Source organism: Vibrio sp. 2130-1 (assembly GCF_033339515.1).
On sequence record NZ_JAWOUT010000005.1, the window covers coordinates 1 to 20,512 of the forward strand.

The 20,512-nt window shown below is 40.3% G+C and carries 27 protein-coding genes and 3 pseudogenes; 27 read left to right on the forward strand and 3 right to left on the reverse strand.

Features of this window, described 5'->3' with window-relative positions; genetic code table 11:
- Positions 1-99: 99 nt before the first annotated feature.
- The 9 genes and pseudogenes from R7Q09_RS08565 to R7Q09_RS08615 all read left to right on the forward strand — a co-directional run bounded on the left by R7Q09_RS08565 (position 100) and on the right by R7Q09_RS08615 (position 5,510).
- Positions 100-726 carry a hypothetical protein gene (locus R7Q09_RS08565; RefSeq protein WP_025510797.1) on the forward strand — a complete coding sequence of 209 codons (627 nt, stop codon included), beginning with the start codon at positions 100-102 and terminating at the stop codon, positions 724-726.
- A 147-nt stretch (positions 727-873) separates the two neighbouring features.
- Positions 874-1,446 carry a hypothetical protein gene (locus R7Q09_RS08575; RefSeq protein ID WP_213964699.1) on the forward strand — a complete coding sequence of 191 codons (573 nt, stop codon included), beginning with the start codon at positions 874-876 and terminating at the stop codon, positions 1,444-1,446.
- Positions 1,447-1,586: 140 nt separating this feature from the next.
- Positions 1,587-2,063, forward strand: coding sequence for a GNAT family N-acetyltransferase (locus R7Q09_RS08580; protein WP_318070783.1), 477 nt, complete (start codon positions 1,587-1,589; stop codon positions 2,061-2,063).
- 613 nt (positions 2,064-2,676) lie between these two features.
- Positions 2,677-3,070: pseudogene (locus tag R7Q09_RS08585) on the forward strand (NUDIX hydrolase).
- Between the two features lie 146 nt (positions 3,071-3,216).
- Positions 3,217-3,615: an SMI1/KNR4 family protein gene (locus R7Q09_RS08590; RefSeq protein ID WP_062730552.1), complete on the forward strand. Its 399-nt coding sequence runs from the start codon at positions 3,217-3,219 to the stop codon at positions 3,613-3,615.
- A 152-nt stretch (positions 3,616-3,767) separates the two neighbouring features.
- Complete coding sequence (locus tag R7Q09_RS08595) at positions 3,768-4,250, forward strand: MazG-related protein (protein WP_318070782.1); 483 nt, start codon at positions 3,768-3,770, stop codon at positions 4,248-4,250.
- Positions 4,251-4,449: 199 nt separating this feature from the next.
- On the forward strand, positions 4,450-4,731 hold the full coding sequence (locus R7Q09_RS08600) for a type II toxin-antitoxin system Phd/YefM family antitoxin (protein ID WP_213973423.1): 282 nt from the start codon (positions 4,450-4,452) through the stop codon (positions 4,729-4,731).
- Positions 4,728-5,015: a type II toxin-antitoxin system RelE/ParE family toxin gene (locus tag R7Q09_RS08605; protein ID WP_213973422.1), complete on the forward strand. Its 288-nt coding sequence runs from the start codon at positions 4,728-4,730 to the stop codon at positions 5,013-5,015. Before R7Q09_RS08600 ends, R7Q09_RS08605 begins: the two co-directional genes overlap by 4 nt.
- Positions 5,016-5,189: 174 nt before the next feature.
- Positions 5,190-5,510, forward strand: a complete 321-nt coding sequence (locus tag R7Q09_RS08615; protein ID WP_318070781.1) for a VOC family protein — start codon at positions 5,190-5,192, stop codon at positions 5,508-5,510.
- 166 nt (positions 5,511-5,676) lie between these two features.
- Here R7Q09_RS08615 and R7Q09_RS08620 read toward each other — a convergent pair whose 3' ends face one another.
- A complete protein-coding gene (locus R7Q09_RS08620; RefSeq protein ID WP_079765431.1) occupies positions 5,677-6,468 on the reverse strand; it encodes a ubiquinol-cytochrome C chaperone family protein in 792 nt (263 codons plus the stop codon).
- Complete coding sequence (locus R7Q09_RS08625) at positions 6,465-6,743, reverse strand: hypothetical protein (protein ID WP_139046889.1); 279 nt, start codon at positions 6,741-6,743, stop codon at positions 6,465-6,467. The genes R7Q09_RS08620 and R7Q09_RS08625 overlap by 4 nt, the downstream gene beginning before the upstream one ends.
- Positions 6,744-6,994: 251 nt before the next feature.
- Here R7Q09_RS08625 and R7Q09_RS08630 point away from each other — a divergent pair, with 251 nt between their 5' ends.
- The 7 genes from R7Q09_RS08630 (at position 6,995) to R7Q09_RS08665 (ending at position 12,975) form a co-directional block, all read left to right on the forward strand.
- On the forward strand, positions 6,995-7,441 hold the full coding sequence (locus R7Q09_RS08630) for a DUF3291 domain-containing protein (RefSeq protein WP_140055930.1): 447 nt from the start codon (positions 6,995-6,997) through the stop codon (positions 7,439-7,441).
- A gap of 161 nt (positions 7,442-7,602) precedes the next feature.
- Positions 7,603-8,550: a hypothetical protein gene (locus R7Q09_RS08635; RefSeq protein ID WP_021485044.1), complete on the forward strand. Its 948-nt coding sequence runs from the start codon at positions 7,603-7,605 to the stop codon at positions 8,548-8,550.
- Between the two features lie 203 nt (positions 8,551-8,753).
- Entirely contained in the window at positions 8,754-9,821 is a 1,068-nt protein-coding gene (locus R7Q09_RS08640) for a hypothetical protein (protein ID WP_206935168.1), read from the forward strand.
- A gap of 173 nt (positions 9,822-9,994) precedes the next feature.
- Entirely contained in the window at positions 9,995-10,504 is a 510-nt protein-coding gene (locus R7Q09_RS08645) for an SMI1/KNR4 family protein (RefSeq protein WP_318070779.1), read from the forward strand.
- Positions 10,505-10,649: 145 nt separating this feature from the next.
- A complete protein-coding gene (locus tag R7Q09_RS08655) occupies positions 10,650-11,369 on the forward strand; it encodes a hypothetical protein (protein WP_318070778.1) in 720 nt (239 codons plus the stop codon).
- Between the two features lie 153 nt (positions 11,370-11,522).
- Complete coding sequence (locus R7Q09_RS08660) at positions 11,523-12,200, forward strand: class I SAM-dependent methyltransferase (RefSeq protein WP_025527241.1); 678 nt, start codon at positions 11,523-11,525, stop codon at positions 12,198-12,200.
- Between the two features lie 148 nt (positions 12,201-12,348).
- Positions 12,349-12,975 carry a LysE family translocator gene (locus R7Q09_RS08665; RefSeq protein WP_021822674.1) on the forward strand — a complete coding sequence of 209 codons (627 nt, stop codon included), beginning with the start codon at positions 12,349-12,351 and terminating at the stop codon, positions 12,973-12,975.
- A 178-nt stretch (positions 12,976-13,153) separates the two neighbouring features.
- Here R7Q09_RS08665 and R7Q09_RS08670 read toward each other — a convergent pair whose 3' ends face one another.
- Complete coding sequence (locus R7Q09_RS08670) at positions 13,154-13,633, reverse strand: hypothetical protein (RefSeq protein ID WP_318070777.1); 480 nt, start codon at positions 13,631-13,633, stop codon at positions 13,154-13,156.
- 267 nt (positions 13,634-13,900) lie between these two features.
- Here R7Q09_RS08670 and R7Q09_RS08675 point away from each other — a divergent pair, with 267 nt between their 5' ends.
- The 11 genes and pseudogenes from R7Q09_RS08675 to R7Q09_RS08725 all read left to right on the forward strand — a co-directional run bounded on the left by R7Q09_RS08675 (position 13,901) and on the right by R7Q09_RS08725 (position 20,501).
- On the forward strand, positions 13,901-14,422 hold the full coding sequence (locus tag R7Q09_RS08675; RefSeq protein ID WP_258481829.1) for a GNAT family N-acetyltransferase: 522 nt from the start codon (positions 13,901-13,903) through the stop codon (positions 14,420-14,422).
- Between the two features lie 104 nt (positions 14,423-14,526).
- Positions 14,527-14,927: pseudogene (locus R7Q09_RS08680) on the forward strand (DUF2007 domain-containing protein).
- Positions 14,928-15,070: 143 nt separating this feature from the next.
- Entirely contained in the window at positions 15,071-15,679 is a 609-nt protein-coding gene (locus tag R7Q09_RS08685) for a pyridoxamine 5'-phosphate oxidase family protein (RefSeq protein ID WP_318070776.1), read from the forward strand.
- 141 nt (positions 15,680-15,820) lie between these two features.
- A complete protein-coding gene (locus tag R7Q09_RS08690; RefSeq protein ID WP_021707760.1) occupies positions 15,821-16,234 on the forward strand; it encodes an RDD family protein in 414 nt (137 codons plus the stop codon).
- Between the two features lie 143 nt (positions 16,235-16,377).
- Entirely contained in the window at positions 16,378-16,941 is a 564-nt protein-coding gene (locus R7Q09_RS08695; RefSeq protein WP_053306980.1) for a sugar O-acetyltransferase, read from the forward strand.
- A gap of 253 nt (positions 16,942-17,194) precedes the next feature.
- Positions 17,195-17,740, forward strand: a complete 546-nt coding sequence (locus R7Q09_RS08700; RefSeq protein ID WP_025768089.1) for a GNAT family N-acetyltransferase — start codon at positions 17,195-17,197, stop codon at positions 17,738-17,740.
- 142 nt (positions 17,741-17,882) lie between these two features.
- Positions 17,883-18,487 (forward strand): annotated as a pseudogene (locus R7Q09_RS08705) (alanine--tRNA ligase-related protein).
- Positions 18,488-18,624: 137 nt separating this feature from the next.
- Positions 18,625-18,912 (forward strand): putative quinol monooxygenase, encoded by a 288-nt coding sequence (locus tag R7Q09_RS08710; protein ID WP_158173947.1) that lies wholly within the window; start codon positions 18,625-18,627, stop codon positions 18,910-18,912.
- A gap of 143 nt (positions 18,913-19,055) precedes the next feature.
- A complete protein-coding gene (locus tag R7Q09_RS08715; RefSeq protein ID WP_031781322.1) occupies positions 19,056-19,352 on the forward strand; it encodes an antibiotic biosynthesis monooxygenase family protein in 297 nt (98 codons plus the stop codon).
- 92 nt (positions 19,353-19,444) lie between these two features.
- On the forward strand, positions 19,445-20,050 hold the full coding sequence (locus tag R7Q09_RS08720; protein WP_053350312.1) for a hypothetical protein: 606 nt from the start codon (positions 19,445-19,447) through the stop codon (positions 20,048-20,050).
- 97 nt (positions 20,051-20,147) lie between these two features.
- Positions 20,148-20,501 (forward strand): DUF1428 domain-containing protein, encoded by a 354-nt coding sequence (locus R7Q09_RS08725; RefSeq protein WP_005387184.1) that lies wholly within the window; start codon positions 20,148-20,150, stop codon positions 20,499-20,501.
- The last annotated feature ends 11 nt before the right edge of the window (positions 20,502-20,512 follow it).

Below are 20,512 nucleotides of genomic sequence, written 5' to 3' on the forward strand. Positions count from 1 at the left end.
CTATGCGTTGCGTCTAGTGTTTAAGGTGGCATGCGGGAGCATCGGTATTGCGTTGCTCACACCTTAACAGGGCGTTATAAAGATAGAGGAACATGTTAAGTGACAGAAACAATAATGGCTTACCTTGATGCAGGAAACTATGGTTATGTTTTTCTGTTTATTGCTATATCAATCGTCATTAACTTTGAAAAGATTCTTTCTACGTATTCAACCCATAGAAAACGCCGCTTAGATTCATTGGAGCGTTCAGTATCAATTGAAAGTTTAGATGAAAGGCTAAAGCGTCATTTGCATTCGGAGATTGAGATAGAAACTTTTTATCTTACTCATGGTGTGAGAGTTAGCCGTGTACTCTTAAACGGGATGTTAGATCTTAACGAAATCATTGGCACTCGGGTTTCGTTTAAGCACATAATTCGTTGTAGCCGATTACTTCCCAACCTCAAAGATGTTCATAAAGAGAACTTTCAAATTGCTATCGATAAATTTGATAAACTATATGCATATTATAATTTGGGGCTAGGTTTGCCGGGTTTTATTGGAGGGATAATATGGTTTGCTTACAGCATATCTCAAATAGTTACGTCGCCAAATTACCCAAGTTTAATCGTCTCTTGTTTCACGGTATTAGTCAGTTTCGCCATGTTGTTCCAAGGTGCTCCGTATATATCAACCAAAATTATTAATAGAGAGCTGCGTGATTTACCCATGCGTGAGAGCGTTTAGTCATCTTTATAACAAACTGTTTAAGAGTGATTCGCAACGCGTGGCATTTTCACTATGCGTTGGTTTTGGTGTTTAAGGTGGTATGCGGTGGCTTTTGTATTGCGTTGCTCACACCTTAACAGGGCGTTATGTGAATTAGGAGTCGGCATGATAGAGGCTTTGATTGGTTTATCTGGTGTCATTATTGGTGTTCTTACTACAGGTCTAAAAGATTGGATTGTCTTCAAAATGACCTCAAGACAGAGAAAACAGTACTTAGCTACTCGCGTAGTAAGCATGCTAGAAATTTTCGTTGATAACTGTGCTCAGGTCGTTAAGGATGATGGAACTTATCGAGGGCTACCGGATAAAGACGGCTACTATTTACCACAAGTCGAAACTCCAAAGTTTGATCCTCTATCGTTAGAAGTAGATTGGTTGTCTATCAACTCTGAGCTAATGCATCAAATTTTGTACCTCCCGAATGAAATATATGTAGCTAATTCTAAGATTGAAAGCGTTTGGGACTATGTGGCTGAGCCACCCGATTATGCGGAGCTATTTGAAGAGCGACATTATCAGTATTCTTTACTAGCCATTAAAGCAACCAAGCTAATCCAAAATCTTTACAACGAGGCGAAGCTCAAAGAATGCAAAGGTAAATGGGAATGGTTCGAGCCAGAGCTATTCCAAAGTGTTGTGAAAAAAGTGGAACTCGGAAGAGGTCAAAAATTCACATAACAAACTGTTCAAGAGGGATTCGCAACGCGTGGTATTTTTACCATGCGTTGGTTTTAGTGTTTAAGGTGGTTTGCTGCGGCTTCGGTGTTGCGTTGCTCACCCCTTAACAGGGCGTTAGGTGCTTGAAGGAAAATGTAAGTATGGAAATTACTTTTCGGCAGATAAACATTGATGATTTCGAATTATGCGTTGCTGCAAGAAAAGATGCATACTTTTGTAGTTTTGGGCATTACGATGGTTTCGACGACTTCATCAGTGGTTATCGTGAACGAGTCTTAGACCGGTTAGCAACATCAGGATGGTTCTATATCCATATATTTGTGGATGGTCAGTTTGCAGGGCAGTTAGAGTTTCGTAGCTTTTCACCCGAGCCTGAGACTGGCTATGTGCATCTCATTTACTTAAAGCCGATTTTTCGTGGTTCAGGACTCGCTGTAAAATTGCAGGATTATATTGTAAGCACTTTGAGTAAAGCGGGTTGTTTGCGTGCTGTACTTTCAGTAAGCCGAACTAACCATCGAGCTCTCACATTCTATAAGCACCATGGTTGGGAGTTCGTGCGCAAGAATCCCAAGCACGATGAAACAGACTTTTACCAACTTTGGCTACGCACCTAACAAACTGTTCAAGAGGGATTCGCAACGCGTGGCATTTTCATTATGCGTTGGCTTTAGTGATTAAGGTGGTGTGCGGTGGCTTAGGTATTGCGTTGCTCACCCCTTAACAGGGCGTTAGGCGACATGAGACAAACGATAGAGTAGTGATAGTATCTTGGGGTGCATCTAGCTTCAGTTAACGGAAAAGGAACGGGTTAATGAATGGTAAAGCATTTGATAATTGGCAAAATCGCGAAAGAAAGGGTGTTTAAATTGGCTTTTCAGAACCACTTTCGTCACAGCCATTTTGTACATGATTTTTAATGTTATTTTCCTTTATCCATCTTCTGATGCGCCAAGCATTACGATTTTCTTATCGGATAATGCTCTTAATTACTCAATTTACACGATCGGGGTGTTTTTCGCATTTTGGGCTATTTGGCTATACAACGAGTCTTCGTATGAGAAAGAAGTTAAACGTAGAAATGTCGCCTAACAAACTGTTCAAGAGGGATTCGCAACGCGTGGCATTTTTACTATGCGTTGGTTTTGGTGATTAAGGTGGTATGCGCGGCTTTTGTATTGCGTTGCTCACCCCTTAACAGGGCGTTAGAACTTTCAAAGGAACATATAGATGGAAGTAAATGAATGTATTTCCTTTATCATGCTTAATGGTTCAAAGGTACTGCTAGGAAAAACGCAGTGAGCAAAAGGAAACTGATCCGGGCTTAATCACTATACCGGGTGGTCACATTGAATATGGTGAAACTCAAGTTCAGGCGTTGTTCCGAGAGTTAAATGAAGAGCTCAATGTTATTCCAACGGAATACAAATATTTATGTTCCCTTTACCACCCAACAAAAGAACTGCAGTTGATCCATTATTTCATTGTTACCAGTTGGGCAGGAGACATTACGGGTCACGAGGCTGATGAAGTTAAGTGGTATTCATTGCAGGCGAACCAAGTTGGAATCGCAGCTGACAGTATCGCTTTGAAAGAATTAGAACGGGTTAGTCGTTATATTTGAGTACAGTTCTAACAAAGCGTTCAAGGCGGATTCACAACGCTTGGCACTTTCAGTTCGAATCGGCTTTTGTATTTATGGCACAATGGTTTAGGTTGGGTGGTAGCGTTGCTCACCACTTAACGCGGCGTTATGCATCAGAGGGCTTCATGGAATTTATAGATAGACCTGTAGGCGCAAATCAGGAAGAAATACACAAGTTAGAAACTATATTTCAAATAACTCTTCCTGAAAGTATGTTGAATTGGTGGAGTGTTAGCGATGGCCCTATAGTCTATTTTGGGTTCAAAGAGTTACAGTTCTTTTCTTTGTCGGAGATATACGGCGAAGATATTTATGGGGTAAAGCACGATATGTCTGGCGCAATGCCAATTTGCTTAGATGGTAATGGAAATATTTGCGTGGCCAGAATTGCAGGTGGTGTTATATCTGGCTTTTATGTCGTTGATTCTAGTGATTTAGGTTGGGAACAAGCGAAAATTATAAGCTGTGAATTCTTAAAGTTTGTGAACGATAGTTTTTCACCCGAAGAACGACTAAATGCATAACAAAGCATTTAAGAGTGATTCCCAACGCTTGGCATTTTCAGTTCAAGGTTGGGTTTTGTGTTTACGGTGTAAAGGTTTAGGTTAGGTAGCGGCGTTGCTCACACCTTAATGCGGCGTTATGGCGCAGGGATAGAATCAGCTAAGGGAACTCTATGAGCGAGAAAGTAAAAGTAGCCTTGAACTGGCTCAAAGGTCTTTTGGAATCGGAGAATATCGAGTATCAAATAGTCGGTGGGTTGGCGGCAACGATTCATGGTGGCAGTCGTGAAGTCGCAGACATCGACCTCTATATCCACAATTTAGATGCAAAAAAAGTATTAGCTCACGTTCCACAGTATGTTTCTAAGCCACTTACTCGTTACTCGGAATATGGCTGGGACTTAGAGTATTTTCAGTTAATCTATCGAAATCAAAAAATTGAAATAGGTTTGGCTCAACATACCAAGATCCAATCTTCACTGGATGGTTCGTGGCACCAACTTGAAATCGACTTCTCAAAGTCAGTTGTCAAAAGCTATCAAGGTATTGAATTACAGGTCATTCCGGTTCATCAGTTGGTAGAATATAAGCGAATATTGGGTAGGGAAGTAGACCTCAGAGACGTTCAGCAGTTAGCTTCAAGTTCAGCGCCATAACAAAGCATTTAAGGGTGATTCTCAACGCTTGGCATTTTTCATTCCATCGTTGAATTCAGTGTTTACGGTGGTATGGTTAGGTTCAGTGGTCGCGTTGTTCACACCTTAATGCGGCGTTATAACACAGTATCAAGTTCTTGCTCATAACTATTAGTTGAACTATTATTTGTACGTTATTTTGTACTAATTGAGGTTTAACATGAGTCGTATTCATTTCGATCAAGATATTCAGCCGCTATCTGAGTTTCGTGCCGGTGTAGCTTCTTACATCAAACAAATCAATGAGACTCGTCGTCCGTTGGTAATTACACAACGCGGGAAAGGCGTTGCTGTTGTTCTTGATGTTGCGGAGTACGAAGCAATGCAAGAGAAAATAGAGTTACTAGAAGAAATGCGCACAGCAGAAGCTCAATTAGCTTCAGGTCATGGTGTTTCAAATGAGGATGCGCGCGCTCAGGTGTTAGGGCGCATTAAGAAATGAAAGTAGTTTGGTCTCCTTTAGCTCTTCAAAAGCTTGGTGATGCGGCTGAGTTTATTTCGTTAGACAATCCGTCTGCTGCTGAAAAGTGGGTAAATGAGGTTTTCGATAAAACTGAGTTACTCAGCAGCATGCCTGAAATGGGGCGCTTTGTTCCTGAAATGCCCCACACAAACTATCGTGAAATCATTTTCGGTCACTATCGTATTATTTACATTTTAAGCCACGAAATTCGTGTGTTAACAGTTCGTAATTGTCGTCAGATTTTGACGGAAGATGATGTGTAAAACTGTGTTATAACAAACAGTTCAAGAGGGATTCAGCACGCGTGGCATTTTTGGTATGCGTTGGTTTCGGTGTTGAAGTGCAATGCAGCGGCTTAGTCATTGCGTGCTTCACCCCTTAACTGGGCGTTATACGCTTATCAGGACAATCAACAAGGAGCAAGGAAATGAACCAGCATGAAAAACTTAGAGTCGACAAAATCAATCTTCTCTTCAGTTTTCGGTTGGGAGTTTGTTGACTACGGACCTGAATATACAGCTTTTTCAAATCAGGGATTAGACGGTGGTTTCTTCAAATCTGATTGCTGCAACCAAACTAATACGGGTGGAGCACTTTTAGTATTCTACAGCTCTGACATTGAAGGTACTCTAAAGAAAGTCGCTCAAAGTGGTGGTGAAATCATTCGCCCTATATTCGAATTTCCTGGCGGTTGCCGTTTTCATTTTCTAGAACCAAGTGGTAATGAGTTCGCAGTTTGGTCGGAAGCCCGCGTATAACAAAGCATTTAAGAGGGATTCTCAACGCTTGGCAGTTTTGGTTTGAATCAGATTTAGTGCTTACGGCGCAATAACTTAGGTTGGGTGGTGGCGTTGTTCACCCCTTAATTCGGTGTTAGGCTAAGAATACAGAGTAGCCCTAAACAAGGGCTACTCTTAGCAAAGGTTATGCAGCTGTAGAGTGTCCGCATTCAGGACAGAATTTCATCGTAGTATCAGTCAAAACTGCTTCGCAGTTGTTGCAGCAAAGAGAGTTCAACTTCTTTCTAAGCATTGCTACATGAATGACACAAGGAATAGTTACTTTATATGCCGGCCCTGCTATGTCAATTGCTGCCCAAATACCAGAAATAGCCCATCCTACAGGTCCAGCGAGTACTGAAGCTACCCGTACAAGCCCAGCGTTCGTTGCTAGCATTAACCCCCTACCTAAAATCGCTTTTGCGATTTGATTTGCTATGATGAGAGTTAGTTGATAAGAGTAGAAGCCTCCGGCCCTAAAAATGCCGATGAATGTTGCTGTTGCTATTCCTCCTTTACTAAAGCCCCCTTTGCCGCCCATTTCTTTAAGTAGTTCCTCTTTTTCTGTGTCAGACATTTCAGACAGAGCTCTTTCGAGAATTGTTTCAAGAATAGAGTTTTCTATTTCTTCTACAGTTTTATTCTTGTTGTATGGAGCCTTAATTTTACTCGCGACATCACAAACAATTTCATGATACTCAGGTCCGGCTCCTCTCCATACGTTAGCAAAGGAGTTGCCGCCCATATCGCGAATTTCTTTTGCAATTAAGTCAGCATATTTAGTGTGATCAGGAGAATGCTTTTTGTATGCTTCATGATGAGTGAGATCCTCTGAGATCTTAGTTTTTAGGTAGTCAACTAATGTCGCTAAATCGTCACTGTCAGCTATTTCTAATATAGGGTTTAGGTCTTTATCAAAGATAGATGTATTGTTCATTTTTCTAAGCCTTTTAAATATATCGAAACAATCTTATTAATATACTTTCGATTTACTAGTTCTTCTGTTGGAAATACTGTCTCTGAAGTCTTCACAATTAACTCGATTACTTCTTTAGGTAACTTTCCTTGCGTAGCAAGTTCTTTTACTGCTAGCGCTACTCTAATTCTTTCGTCGAACTCTCCTTCTGCACCTCTTACTAGGAGTTGTTTTTGGGATTCCATTTTTAGTTTTGCTCGACGCTTTCTTTGTCTTTCCGCATCTGTCATAGCCATAGGCATCTTCCTTTCACCTTCGTGACAGTCACGAATGTATTCCCGAGCATTCACTGTGTCAATGTTTATTTCAATGAATTGCATATTGGTGGTACATTAGCCTAACAAACTGTTTAAGAGTGATTCGCAACGCGTGGCATTTTTATTATGCGTTAGGTTTATTGGTTAAGGCGGTATGCGGTGGCTTCGGTATTGCGTTGCTCACACCTTAACAGGGCGTTATACGCTTATTGACCAAGGAGGGTCATGAAATGAAATTAGCACAGTTAAATATTGCGCTTGCCAAATATCCTTTGGATGCGCCTGAAATTAAAGAATTTGTAGACAATTTAGACCTGGTTAATGGCATAGCTGAAGAAAGTGAAGGTTTTATCTGGCGTTTAAAAGACGACTCTGGTGATGCTACAAGCATTAAGTTGTTTGATGATCCAAACATGATTGTAAATATGTCAGTTTGGGAAAATATTGACTCACTTAAAAATTTTATGTTTCGCACTGGCCATAGAGATTTCATGCGCCGCAAAAGCGAATGGTTTCATCGATTGGCAGAAGATACTTATGTTTTATGGTGGGTTGAAGACGGCCATATACCAACGCCACAAGAAGCGTTGTCCCGCCTTCAACATTTGCGAGACCATGGAGATACGCCATTTGCTTTCACATTTAAAACGAACTTTACTGAAACAGATCTTGTGTGAACTACGCGTATAACAAACTGTTTAAGAGTGATTCGCAACGCGTGTCATTTTTACGATGCGTTGTGTTTAGTGATTAAGGTGGTATGCGGTAGCTTCAGTATTACGTTGCTCACACCTTAACAGGGCGTTATACAACATTCAGAATGAGGAGTACCAATCTTATGGCGAAGCCAGGGGATGATCTTGAAAAAATAGTGGAGTTAATAGAAAGATCTATTTCTCCATCTTCAGTTATTCGTCAGAATGTGTTGTTGCCAGTGTTGAATTCGCCAACAGGAAGAACTAGGCAATGTGACGTTGTCATTGAGAGTGGCCCTGAATTTCGTTGTAACGTAACAATAGTTGAGGTTCAAGACCGTAAGTCGCAAGTTAATATTGCTACCTTTAACGATTGGTTAACGAAGTTAGATGATGTCGGCGCTAACAGCTTAATTTGTATTTCGCGGAAAGAATTCCCAGAAAGTGTAAAGGAAGTAGCAAGGTTTCAAGGTAATAGGGTTCTTCTGGTTAACCTAAAAGAAGAAACTCCAGAAACACTTCCACTGAACTTTTTGTCCTTTTATGTGGCATATGAAAACGTCAGTATTACCGGTATAGATGCTTTGAGTTGTTGCGTCGAGAAGGGCAGTGCTGATTTAGCATTACTAGACTCTCAAATCATGCACTCAAATGAAAAAATATGGTCTACAGACAAAGTCTCAAACATGTCTATAGTCGAATTACTATCTCCTTTAATCAAGGAGTTACATTATGACGCAAAAGGAATAGTAAAAGACGTGGCTTCTTTTACGTTTCAAAACGACAGACGCTTGGTTCTATATTGCAACATGAATGGCGAATATATCCGGGTTGGTTTAAATGTGGTTGTTCAATATGCTTACGATAATCACCTTCTTCCCATGACGGTATCTAGCTATGAACAGATTGATCACGGAGTATTGGCTTGGGTTTTCGAAATAGATCATGAAACAAGCCATGGCAAAATAAAAACTAAAGTCCCTGTAATTAAGCATGGTGACAATGCGTATGAAATGCTGGATGTTATCAACTCTACTGATTTCAACTCTCAGGTGACAATAAGAAGTCTAGAGCAAAAACCTGTTGTATAACAAAGCATTTAAGAGTGATTCGCAACGCTTGGCGCTTTCGCTTCGCTCAAGTATAGCCAAGCGCCGCTCACACCTTAATGCGGCGTTAGGTGTCAGCAGAGCATACTCTTCTAACTAAATATCACAATAGAGTCTTGAAAAACTCATTGCCTATTCCAATATAACTGGTTAGTAAACTAAATTTCACTTTTAGGGCAAGCTCCATGACAGGATTAAAGTTGAGGTTTATCAAACCTTGCAGGGAAACGGATAGCTCACCTGACCTTACAGTCAGTCGGGTAATAGAGAATAAAAATAGAAATACGGAAACCGCGTTATTCTTGGACTTAAATATACTTATCCGTATGGAAGATGTAATTCTTAAAGGAGGAGACCCTGTTGAGCTTGGGTTAATGAGTCTGGTTAACTTTTTGAATCAGTGTCCACCCGAAAGTGTTAGCTTAGTTCCTGGCCTTGCGTTAACTGAAGTCCATCCGAAATTCAAAAAGCAATGTTATGAGTTATTTGAAGTATTTCTTTCAATTTTCTGTCCCCAAATGATTGATCACCCAACTGCCACTAGAAACTCAGAAGTTGAGGTAGAGCCAACCCGAAAGCGAGAGTTTCATGAGTTACCGATTGGCGAACAGTATTTACACTCAATTTCGTTCTACTCACTAATTCAAATTCATATTATCAACAGTCGACACAGTAACTGTTCTGGTCTTGAAAAATTTAATCATTACATGGACGCAGTGTGCAAAGACATTGATATGTTGAGCGCTGTAGAAGCGGAAATAGCTAAGTACTGTTTTTGTACTCACAAAGATATTTATAGCGAAAACCTCAATGAAAAAATTCAAGCTATAAAGGAAAACTTTTTAGATCGACACAGTAATCCTAAAAAGCACCTTGCTAACATATTTAATGGTGTGCAAGACCTAAAGTACGGCAAGTCAGCATTAAAGTTCTCTGAAGAAATGTTCTACGGAAAGAACCAAGAAACTTGGGTTGTTACATTGGATTCAAAACTGTATTGGCTAAGTGAATCAATACATCACTACCCGCAGCAAGGGGAGCCTGATAGCAAGTTCTTCTGCATTGTTCGTGACCGTGACCAAGACAACTGTGAGTACTGGAGATCTGTTGATGACGCGTTATACAAAAGATTAGAAGCAAGAACACAACAAGGTAAGTCTAGTGTCCCATTAACTGATCGACATATGAAAGACTTGCTTAATACGCTGACCCGTAAAGGCTTTGATGACTTTTACGAGGAGTTTGGAACTTGAATAACAACTGCCTACTAAACACCTAACAATCTGTTTAAGAGTGATTCGCAACGCTTAGCATTTTTGCTATGCGTTGCGTTTAGTGTTTAAGGTAGTATGCGGGAGCTTCGGTATTGCGTTGCTCACACCTTAACAGGGCGTTAGGCGTTGTCCAGAAAGTTTGGAGAGATAAGATGAATAGAACTTTTCCAGATCAATTAAAAAAACTGCACTCAATAGAAATTGACTACGCGGACGGTGATGGAATTGATTTTGAACCATATGATGATTTCTACTCACAAGAGGAAACATCAGAATGGATTAAAGCATGGACTGGTAATTCTTCACTCAATGGGCATGAATATTTAATTTTTGGTCAAGATGGTTCTGGCGGTTACGCTGCTTTTTGGTTGGTCGCCAATGTCGAAGATCATTTGCAGCAACCTATTGTTTTCTTTGGTTCTGAAGGTGAAGTTGGGGTGGTTGCACAAAATTTTGGAGACTATGTTTGGTTGTTTGCACATGGTCTTGGGCCATACGAGGCTGTTGCTTATCCTGATTTGAAGCGCCCCCTAAATAGTAAGTTTTTGCGCTTTGCTCAGGAGGTTGCCCCGTCAAATGAAAGCCCAGTGTCTAAAATCATAAGTGTGGCCAAATCAAAGTACCCTAACTTTGAGCAAATGATTGACGAACTTTGCCAGTAAGCCAAGCGCCTAACAAACTGTTTAAGAGGGATTCGCAACGCGTGGCATTTTTACTATGCGTTGATTTTAGTGTTTAAGGTGGTATGCGGCGGCATCGGTATTGCGTTGCTCACCCCTTAACAGGGCGTTATGTTTTAAGGAAACTATGGAAATTCAAGAGTTAACTAATATTTTAAGCCAGATTCAATTCAAACAAGAATTAAGTATTGAAACATACATTATCATTCTTTGTGTTTCTGGTCTGGGGGCATGGTTTGCGTCTTACTTTAAAACGAAAGGGCAAAACTTTGCTAACAAAGAAGACTTTGAACAGTTGCAAAAACAACTTGAGTCTAACACTACAGTTGTTGAAGAGATTAAGACTGAACTATCGCAGAAAAACTGGATATCACAGCAAGCATGGGTGAAAAAACAAGAAGCTTACGAAGCAATCTTCGAGTGCTTGTTCCATGTCAAAAAGTACGTTGCTCATGAAAAGGATGAGTACTTTGAGTGGGAGCACTACAATTTTAGATTTCCAGAGCTAGCTTATGAAACAACAGATGAGTATACAATCCGTATTTGGGAGCACGAGAAAGAAGAGTATTTAAAAAAGTCTCAAGATCCTGAAACAAAGGCGCAAGCGGAAAAGTTGAAAGTAAAATACGATGAGTCATTTGCTAAGTTGTTCCATGTAATTGAGGTCAAGGCTATATGCCTAGATCAGAGGGTTACAGAGACCATCACAGTGCTAAAGCAAGGTTTGTCAAAGACGGACAATGAAGAAGATTGGGATGAGCATTTTTTCCGTATTTCTCGTCTAGTTAATGAATCAGTCGATAAGCTAAGAACAATCAGCATCGAAGAATTAAAGATTAAAACATAACAAACGCTTCAAGACGGATTCGCAACGCGTGGCATTTCCACTATGCGTTGATTTTAGTGATTTAGGTGGTGTGCAGAAGCATCGCATTGCGTTGCTCAGCACTTAAGCCGGCGTTATGCGGGCAAACGTTAATCATAAAAAAGGACTTTAGACGTGAAATTAGAAGATGTTGTTCCTTGGGGGCGAACGCTCAAAGAATATGAGCTAATGTTTAACATACTTGAAGAAGATAAAGAGAAAAGAATCCTTGGATGCGGTGATGGTCCTGCAAGTTTTAATGCAGAATTGACCCAAAGTGGGCGCTATGTAGTTTCAATTGACCCTATTTATCAGTTTTCTAAAGAGCAAATAAGCCGTAGGATCGATGAAGTCCGCCCGATAATAATGCAGCAGCTAACGAAAAATTTGGATGGTTATGTCTGGGATGTAATAGGTTCTCCGCAGGCGTTAGAGAACACTAGAATGATGGCAATGAACCACTTTTTAGCCGATTATGAAGATGGTAAAAATTCGCAAAGGTACGTTAGTGGCTCACTGCCTCAACTTCCATTTGACGACAAAGAATTTGATCTAGCATTGTGTTCTCATTTTTTGTTTCTTTATGACGAGCATGTATCTGAACGAGAGCATATTCAAGCTATTACCGAGCTTGTTCGCGTATCACACGAGGTTAGGATATACCCTTTGATTTCGTTAAATGGTAAACCCTCAAGTTATTTATCTGGGGTGGTTAGGCATTTAGAGAGTCTTGGTATTTCTGTAAGCCTAAAAAGTGTTGAATATGAGTTTCAAAAAGGCGCAACCCAGATGCTTGTGGTAAAAGCCGCATAACAAAGCGTTTAAGGCAGATTCGCAACGCGTGGCATTCTAAGTTCAAATTGGCTTTAGTGTTTACGGGGCAATCGTTTAGGTTAGGTGGTATCGTTGCTCACTACTTAACGCGGCGTTAGCACTCAGAATCATTCAACAAGGAGGTTTTATGTTTCCATTAGAGGTATTTGTTACTTATACATTAGCTTGTTTACTTTTGGTGATCTCGCCGGGCCCGGACAACTTGCTCGCTATAGGTAGAGGTTTAAGCCAAGGTCGACTGGCGGCAGTAATGTCAGGCATGTCTTCTGGTGCTGGTATTTTATTTCATGTAGTCGCAGCAACATTCGGGCTAACCCTTTTAATTCAAACCTCTGAAGTGGCTTTTTATGTTGTAAAACTGGTTGGTGCTGCTTACCTAATATGGTTAGGTGTGAAAGTACTCCGTACGAGAAACCTGTTCTCACTGGAACCAGCGAAAAAACAGTCTCTGAAACTTATCTTTTCTACTGGGTTTCTATCAGCAGCACTTAATCCGAAGCCAGGTATGTTTGTTCTTGCTTTTGTACCTCAATTTGTAAACCCAAGTTTAGGCTCAGTGACAACTCAAATGATTGGCTACGGTGTGTGGTTTGCAGCATTAACAGCAATTGGCTTTAGCTTAATGGGTGTGTTTTCTTCTCAATTGTCTGAGTGGTTTAGAAACAAGCCTAAACTAGTGTCAGGGTTAAATATTGGTGCAGGTATCACATTCGTGTCTTCTGGGTTAGCAATAGCGTTTATGAAGCAGCGATAATCTAAGTGCTAACAAACTGTTTAAGAGTGATTCGCAACGCGTGTCATTTTCACCATGCGTTGATTTTAGTGATTAAGGCGGCTTGCGGCGGCTTTTGTATTGCGTTGCTCACCCCTTAGCTGGGCGTTAGCCTTATTACGGGGAATTGGAGCCCTCAGCAGAGGACTCCCGATATAAATCACTGTTTAAAAACGTGGTCTAAAACTGCAATATGATACGCATTTACTTGTCCCCAACGTTCATCAGGAACTTTATTGATCTTACCTCCAATTTTTTGGGTGTAAGCTCTAGCTTCCAAACCTTTAGCTTTTGCTAAGGTCAGAATGATTGGGATATTTTTAGAGTTACAATAAGCGATAACTGTGTAGTAATCCTTATCTCCAAATTTATGCTCTAATGCAGCATTTGCCGCTTTAAATGCATCGTCGGCTTTTTGATTGGCTTTTGTAACTTCGGCATTTGTTCTAGAAATGTGAGCTTGTGTATTTAACTGAGCCTTTTCTAAGTTGTTAATTCGTTGGTCATGTTGAACTAGCAAATTAGCTTGGTTTAATAGTTGCTCCGCCGATGATAGTACTCTCTGTGCTTCGAAATATGCATCTGTCAATTGTTCTTGGACTTGCCATGAAAAATCATCGGTAAATGCTTTTACCAACATTGAGTACCCACGTTGTGTAATTAAAATAATTCCAGATGGCGGAATAGGGTGTGGGTAAGAAGCTGCAAATGCTTGGTCCGTAGGCATTGCTATGAAGTAGTGTTTGTTCTTAAGCAACTTCGATTGGTTTGCAGTAAAAATGTTGTAAGTAGTGTTTTGAGAAACTCTATGTTATTTGTCAATGTCCCACAAGGTTAGGACACGCTCGGAGTTAAACTCAACGACAGGGATCGTAACCAAAAGGTCATTAATACTCAAAGGTCAAATATGGATATTTACCCAGAAATCGAGTTATCTAAAGCACAGCATAATGCAATTGAAGCTCTTAGAAACCAGTCGTTTCCTGAACATCAAGTTACTCGCTCTTACTATAAGCAACTCCCGCATATGAGAGTTCTGAATTACGAAGGTGATCAGTTAGTTGGTTACATGGGATTAGACTACAGAGTTGTTCGCGTTGGTGATGAAATTTATAAAGTATTAGGTGTGAGTGACTTTTGTGTCGAGAGCACAGTTCAAAGACAAGGTATTGGCACAAAAATGTTGTCTCAACTCAGCGAGTATGCGTCCACTAAAGATGTCGACTTCATCATTTTAGTCTCCGATTTGGAGCGTTTTTATGTGGCTAATGGTTATCAGCGCCTTAACTCTCTAAGTTCTTGGTTGCGCGTTCATGAACATAAAAATTACGGTGTCGCTGTAGAGCAACTAGATGATTTATATGTTAAACCTATCAGCGGTAAAACTTGGGCTGTTGGTCATATAGATTGGTTAGGGTATATGTATTAGTCTGTAGTGGGCTAATAAATTGTTCAAAAAGAAACACTACACGTGGCATTTCCAATTAGCGTTTCTTATACCTTACGGGAGCGCTTTCCCACTAGGAGTAATATGTGATTGTAGTAGCAAGGTTTTCTTTTCCTCATGAAGCTCATATTGCGAGAGCAAGCCTAGATAGTGTCGGAATAGAAAGTTACATCGCTGACGAGCACACGGTAAATACTCAGTGGCTTTATTCAAATGCAATTGGCGGCGTCCGTCTGATGGTGGCCGAAAGTGATGCAGAAGATGCGAAACAAATACTTAGTAGCGATTTCTCAGAATCATTGGGAAATGAAGTTGACGTTGATGAAGAAAAAGACGTTTGCCCTAAATGTGGTAGTAAAGATCTATTTGCATTTACAAAAGGTAAACGCCCAGCTTTCTTAGTTTTTATTTTACTGGGTTTTCCACTGTTTTTTACAAGCATGGTTATAAGTGTAAGCAGTGTGGGGAGTTTAGTGAAAAACTTTAAATCTTTAGATAACAAGGCATTAAAGAGATAATTTGTACTCGTAGTATTTTTACGATGAGTTATGTCGAGTGCCTATACAAGAAGTCAGAGTTACTGCTTGCTTACAAGCAAAGTATTATATGATAGTGAAGGAATAAAATTGAATGAGTGAAATTAAAACAATAGAGCAGTTAAAAGAATTTTACGCAGAGCCAAGTGCGCGAGCTAAAAATAAAGCGCTGCCTGTGCTGGATGTTCATGCGATTACATTAATTAATAATTGCCATTTTGCAGTTCTAAGTACCGCTGATTCACAAGGGTATATCGATCTTTCTCCTAAAGGAGGGGAGCCTGGCTTCGTAAAAGTTTTAGATGAATCAACATTGCTGCTCCCTGATAGCTCGGGGAACAATCGTATCGATAGTCTAAAAAATATCATTAGTAACCCCAAGGTAGGGTTGTTATTGATGGTAAATGGTATTGATGAAGTGCTCCGTATTAAAGGAATCGCAAGTATTCACACCGACGCCAACTTGATATCTGCTTGCCCCGATGGAAGTAAAGATCCTAAGGTTGTTATCAAAATAGTCATAGAGAGTATGTACTTTCATTGTGCGAAAGCGGTGATGAGAGGGAAACTTTGGTCTGATGACTATAAAGTAAATCGCTCAATTCTCCCTTCATTAGCTCAAATCTTTAAAGATCAACAAAAGTTAGAAAGTAAAGCGCTTAATCAAGAAGAGATGTTGAAGTATTACCAATCTAGCCTTTAGAACGAGCTTGGTAATATATTGAAAAGATAGCAAAATCAGGTTCGACCGTGCTCTGCGGAAGTATGGATTAGGTTTAGTGGGGATGTTACTGTCTCAATAGCGTTAGTTCACAAATAAACAATTGTTAGTCCAAATTTTAAAATGAAAAATGCAGAAAAATTTACTCTAGAAAATTACGTTTTGGCTAGTCCGGGAGTTAGGTGTGTTGGACAAATGATTGATCTTTTTGTCAGTTTTAGCATTTTTACTCTCGTTTTATGGGTCGGCTTAGAAATCGGTATTGAAAAAGAGCTTGTGCGCGCTACAGCAGTAACTGCGACTGTATCGTATTACCTTTTTTCTGATTGTTTACCAAATGGTCAAAGTGTGGGTAAAAAACTTTTGGGCATTGCAGTTATAAGTGCAAGAACGGGTAAAAAGTGCAATATTTTTCAGTCGCTCTTTCGAAATGTTATTACTCCATTCTTAGGTTTTATTGACTCAATTTTCATTCTTGGTAAAAAGAGGCAACGGCTCGGTGATAAGTTAGTGAGAACGGTGGTGGTAGTGCACTAGTTTGTTGAAAAAATTGATAGCGCTGAGGACTTGCGTTCAAGTCGGGCTTTGTTTTCGTGGTGGAGCAGCCTTGCTTAGGTGGTAGCGTTACTCACATACTTAATGTAGCGTTGTAAGAAAATTGGTATTGGAGTCCAAGTTTTATGTCAGAAAAAGAGAAAATGTTAGCAGGTGAGCTTTATGACCCAAGTGATGAAGAGTTATTAAAGTTAAGGTTGAGCGCTAGGTTACTAACTGAAAAATTGAATGCTACCTCTGTTGAGCATAAACAAAAGCGAGTTGAAATAACTAAGCACTTGTTCGGCACAACAGGTGACGATATTCATGTTGAATCTTCTTTCAATTGCGACTACGGATCCAACATTCACGTTGGAGATAATTTCTACGCTAATTTTGGTTGTGTGATTTTGGATGTTGCGGAAGTTAAGTTTGGTGATAACTGTTTACTTGGGCCTCAAGTTGGAATTTATACTGCGACTCATCCCTTAGATCCTATCGAGAGGAACAGTGGTTTAGAGCTAGCAAAGCCCATAAACATTGGTGACAATTGTTGGATAGGTGGCCATGCCGTAATCAACCCTGGCGTAACACTTGGGAACAACGTGGTGGTAGCCTCTGGCGCAGTCGTTACAAAGAGTTTTGGAGACAATGTCGTTGTTGGTGGCAACCCAGCCAGAGTACTGAAGGAAATCGTCACTAAGCGATAATAAAGTATATGGACTATTTTGAGCCTGAGTTTAGGACTTATGATCAACTCACCCCAAGCTTTGATGCGTTCAGCGGTTACTTGTTGACGCACTTGAATGTCTAAAATTGGCTTCAATATAGAATCGTTACACGTGGCGCTTTTGCCGTGCGTTGAGCTTGTTTAAAAGTCTCATACGAAATCATTTGTATTACGTGTCTCATACTTTTATTGGATTTTCGTCACCAATAACAAACCAAAAGGCTGACCCCAAAATGTTAGTAACAAAGATTGAAACGGAACGATTAATTCTAAGAGAGCTAGTTGAAGATGATGCAAGCGAATTGTTTGACATCTTCTCAGACCATGAGGTCATGAAATATTGGAACTCTGGCCCTTGGGTTTCAATTGAAGAAGCGCGGACATTTATAGCCAAGAGTACACAGGCCATGAATAGCAATACAGAAGTGACACTAGGCATCTTCCTAAAGAGCAATGGCCAACTTCTGGGTAAGATAATGCTGTTTAATCACGTGAAAGAGTCTAGGCGCGCAGAAATTGGCTTTGGCGTTAGTCGTCATTTCTGGGGGAAAGGCATTGTATTAGAGGCGGGAACTGCATTAATCGAACACGCATTCAAAACACTGAATTTACGTCGAATCGAGGCTGAGATAGATCCAGACAATGCTTCTTCAGGTAAAGTCTTGGAACGGTTAGGTTTTATAAAGGAAGGTTTCCTTAGGCAGCGTTGGGAAGTGAATGGAGTAGTCTCAGATTCAGCAATTTACGGGTTGTTAGCTAAACCCCTGGACAGCGTTTAGTACCCAGCCTTAAAAGCATCTAATAGATCTAGCCTGCTCGTACTCAATACACAGCCTTACACTTGACGGCGAGGTTTCTTGAATTGACTTGGTGGTCACTGAATGTACTATCACGGATAGGACTTACTGCAAGGATAGCAGCATGAGCGAGAAATTATTTTGGGTTAATCCCTACCAAACAGAACTTAACTCAAGAGTGACCAATGTAGACGGAAATAAGGTTGAATTGGACCAGACTATCTTCTTTGCAGAGTCTGGAGGCCAAGAGAGTGATAAAGGAACGATTAATGGTATTCCGGTTTTGATTGCTCAAAAGTTAGGTGTTCGACTTATTTACACATTGGAATCCTCTCCAAATTTTACTCTTGGTGACATTGTAACTACGAATATTGATTGGAAGCGTAGATATGCCTTAATGAAGCTACACTTTGCGGCTGAAGTGGTGCTCGAGATGTTTTATCAGCGTCGGGAAGGCATTGTTAAGATAGGCGCGCATATTTCTGAAAATAAGAGTCGCATAGATTTCGAGTGGTCTGAAAGTATTGGCCCGCTATTGAAAGAAATTGAAACTGATGTGCAAGATTTGATTAACTCTGATTCAGTTATTATTAGTGACTTTTCCGATCAAGAGAGTGAAAGAAGGTATTGGAGAGTGGATGGGTTTGCGCAAGTGCCTTGCGGTGGCACTCACTTAAAGCGCACATCAGTAAAGGCAAAGAAAGGGTAGAGATAACCTTATGCTCGTAAGTCGATAGGGCATTAGAAATAGATTCCTAACACGTGGCATTTAATTCATGGTGAGATTCACATTTGCGATATGAAGGTTGAGATTGAGGGCGTGTTGGCTACTTCTGAACAAAAGGTTACAGGGGTGAGAGGATGATATGTCGAAAGTAACATTGAAAGGCTTTATTTTAGTTCCGGAAAAGGATTTAGAATTAGTAAAACATGAGTTAATAATTCACAAAAGGCTCACGTTAGAAGAGTCGGGCTGCCTTACTTTTCTTGTGACTCAAAGCTCGACTAATCCGTTTCGTTTTGATGTCTATGAGGAGTTCGTCGACAAAGCCTCTTTTAAACAACATCAGGAAAGAGTTCAAGCCTCACATTGGGGAAAAGTAACAGCCAATGTTAAACGGCAATACGAAATCTTTGAATGTGTGCATGACTAATCGAATCGGAGTGATTTAGAGCGTTTACGCTTTGTTTTTTAGATTGCTCTACGCTCTACTATGTTGCTTTATTCATCTATTAACCTGGCTTAGTGTTCTTGATACTTTGCCGTATTAAATCTAGAAATTTTAATGGAAGTGTTATGTTTAGAGTTGTGTATGAATGGCGTGTGCCAAGTGAAAAAATGGATGAGTTTCAAAATATATGGCGTTCGACGACAGATTCAATTCATGAGTCAGTAGATGGGGCGCTTGGTAGTTTTATGCTTCGTTCTTACGATGTACCGGAAAAGGTTTTAACTATTGCCAAGTGGCGAACACGTGAAGACTGGGAGCGGTTTTGGGGAACTAGTAACCCAGAAAAAATGAAGAAGATGAGTGAAATTGCAGAGCGTATTTCAGTTGAACCATTCGATGAAATTGAAGATAGAACTAAGTAGGGCTAGAAGCAAACAACAGAAACGTTAAAGTGATGCCTAATGCACAGTTTGACGGACAATATGAAAGACAACCTTAACGAAGGAACGGGGTTATGCAGATTTTAATTGTTGGAGGTAGTAAGGGGCTAGGAAGGTTCTTGGCTACGAACTTACAGGGTACAGAAATTTATACGATTTCTAGATCAAAGCTAGTTGAGGATGGAGTAGTTTCTGTTTGTATTGACGTTGATCCCGATAAAAAACCAGATTACACGTGCTTCAAAGGTGTAGAGTTTGACATCATAGTTTATTTGGCGTCCATGTGGGGAGAGTCTTCAGAATTGACAACAAACGAACTGATTGAGTTTATGAATGTTGGCCCGATTGGGTTTCTTAATCTAGTCAATGAACTTAACGCTTTAGGTTCACTTAACGATAAATGCAATATTGTATCTATTGGATCTACAGCCGAGCTTTCAGAAAGTAGTGAATACCCAGCATTCACCCTCAGTAAAAGATTACTCAAAGATATTTCTAGCCAGCTGCAAAACGTTTATCGTGATTACCGCTTTACTCACTTTACAATAGGTGGGATCGGGCATGCTGAAGAGGAACGTATTGAGTATTCGAGTGTTTTGGAGATTATAAATATGCTAACCAAGCTTGATCCAAACACATACCTTTCAAATATGCATATAAAGTCCAAGCTAGGAATGTAGCTCTCAAGCTGTATTACGTACCTGCTTCTATGGTTTGGCATCATGTGCATTCTTTTTATTGAGCTATGGTTATAACTCCAATGAAAGGAGTTTACTTATGTCATACATTGATGGGTTTGTCGCTGCAGTGCCGACAGCGAATAAAGAAAAGTATATCGCACACGCAAAAATAGCAGCAGAAATGTTCAGGGAGTTTGGGGCCTTAAAGGTTGTTGAGACGTGGGGGAGTGAAGTACCAGATGGTGAGATCACATCATTTCCCATGGCAGTTAACGCTGAAAGCAACGAAACCGTTGTGTTTTCGTGGGTAGTCTGGCCTTCAAAAGAAGTTCGAGACTCAGGGTGGCTGCGGATCATGGGTGATCCTCGAATGAGTCCAGACAATAACCCAATGCCCTTTGATGGAAAGCGTCTCATTTATGGCGGATTTGATGTTATTTTGGAGCAGTAAAATACCAAATA

Coding starts and splice junctions, on each gene's coding strand:
- R7Q09_RS08700 (WP_025768089.1), top strand. CDS start 17,195: ATGTTAGTAACAAAGATTGAAACGGAACGATTAATTCTAAGAGAGCTA.
- R7Q09_RS08575 (WP_213964699.1), top strand. CDS start 874: ATGATAGAGGCTTTGATTGGTTTATCTGGTGTCATTATTGGTGTTCTT.
- R7Q09_RS08625 (WP_139046889.1), bottom strand. CDS start 6,743: ATGGCTATGACAGATGCGGAAAGACAAAGAAAGCGTCGAGCAAAACTA.
- R7Q09_RS08685 (WP_318070776.1), top strand. CDS start 15,071: ATGAGTGAAATTAAAACAATAGAGCAGTTAAAAGAATTTTACGCAGAG.
- R7Q09_RS08675 (WP_258481829.1), top strand. CDS start 13,901: ATGGATATTTACCCAGAAATCGAGTTATCTAAAGCACAGCATAATGCA.
- R7Q09_RS08595 (WP_318070782.1), top strand. CDS start 3,768: ATGAGCGAGAAAGTAAAAGTAGCCTTGAACTGGCTCAAAGGTCTTTTG.
- R7Q09_RS08635 (WP_021485044.1), top strand. CDS start 7,603: ATGGCGAAGCCAGGGGATGATCTTGAAAAAATAGTGGAGTTAATAGAA.
- R7Q09_RS08715 (WP_031781322.1), top strand. CDS start 19,056: ATGTTTAGAGTTGTGTATGAATGGCGTGTGCCAAGTGAAAAAATGGAT.
- R7Q09_RS08690 (WP_021707760.1), top strand. CDS start 15,821: ATGAAAAATGCAGAAAAATTTACTCTAGAAAATTACGTTTTGGCTAGT.
- R7Q09_RS08720 (WP_053350312.1), top strand. CDS start 19,445: ATGCAGATTTTAATTGTTGGAGGTAGTAAGGGGCTAGGAAGGTTCTTG.
- R7Q09_RS08600 (WP_213973423.1), top strand. CDS start 4,450: ATGAGTCGTATTCATTTCGATCAAGATATTCAGCCGCTATCTGAGTTT.
- R7Q09_RS08670 (WP_318070777.1), bottom strand. CDS start 13,633: ATGTTGGTAAAAGCATTTACCGATGATTTTTCATGGCAAGTCCAAGAA.
- R7Q09_RS08630 (WP_140055930.1), top strand. CDS start 6,995: ATGAAATTAGCACAGTTAAATATTGCGCTTGCCAAATATCCTTTGGAT.
- R7Q09_RS08580 (WP_318070783.1), top strand. CDS start 1,587: ATGGAAATTACTTTTCGGCAGATAAACATTGATGATTTCGAATTATGC.
- R7Q09_RS08605 (WP_213973422.1), top strand. CDS start 4,728: ATGAAAGTAGTTTGGTCTCCTTTAGCTCTTCAAAAGCTTGGTGATGCG.
- R7Q09_RS08695 (WP_053306980.1), top strand. CDS start 16,378: ATGTCAGAAAAAGAGAAAATGTTAGCAGGTGAGCTTTATGACCCAAGT.
- R7Q09_RS08665 (WP_021822674.1), top strand. CDS start 12,349: ATGTTTCCATTAGAGGTATTTGTTACTTATACATTAGCTTGTTTACTT.
- R7Q09_RS08645 (WP_318070779.1), top strand. CDS start 9,995: ATGAATAGAACTTTTCCAGATCAATTAAAAAAACTGCACTCAATAGAA.
- R7Q09_RS08710 (WP_158173947.1), top strand. CDS start 18,625: ATGTCGAAAGTAACATTGAAAGGCTTTATTTTAGTTCCGGAAAAGGAT.
- R7Q09_RS08620 (WP_079765431.1), bottom strand. CDS start 6,468: ATGAACAATACATCTATCTTTGATAAAGACCTAAACCCTATATTAGAA.
- R7Q09_RS08590 (WP_062730552.1), top strand. CDS start 3,217: ATGGAATTTATAGATAGACCTGTAGGCGCAAATCAGGAAGAAATACAC.
- R7Q09_RS08640 (WP_206935168.1), top strand. CDS start 8,754: ATGACAGGATTAAAGTTGAGGTTTATCAAACCTTGCAGGGAAACGGAT.
- R7Q09_RS08655 (WP_318070778.1), top strand. CDS start 10,650: ATGGAAATTCAAGAGTTAACTAATATTTTAAGCCAGATTCAATTCAAA.
- R7Q09_RS08615 (WP_318070781.1), top strand. CDS start 5,190: ATGAAAAACTTAGAGTCGACAAAATCAATCTTCTCTTCAGTTTTCGGT.
- R7Q09_RS08725 (WP_005387184.1), top strand. CDS start 20,148: ATGTCATACATTGATGGGTTTGTCGCTGCAGTGCCGACAGCGAATAAA.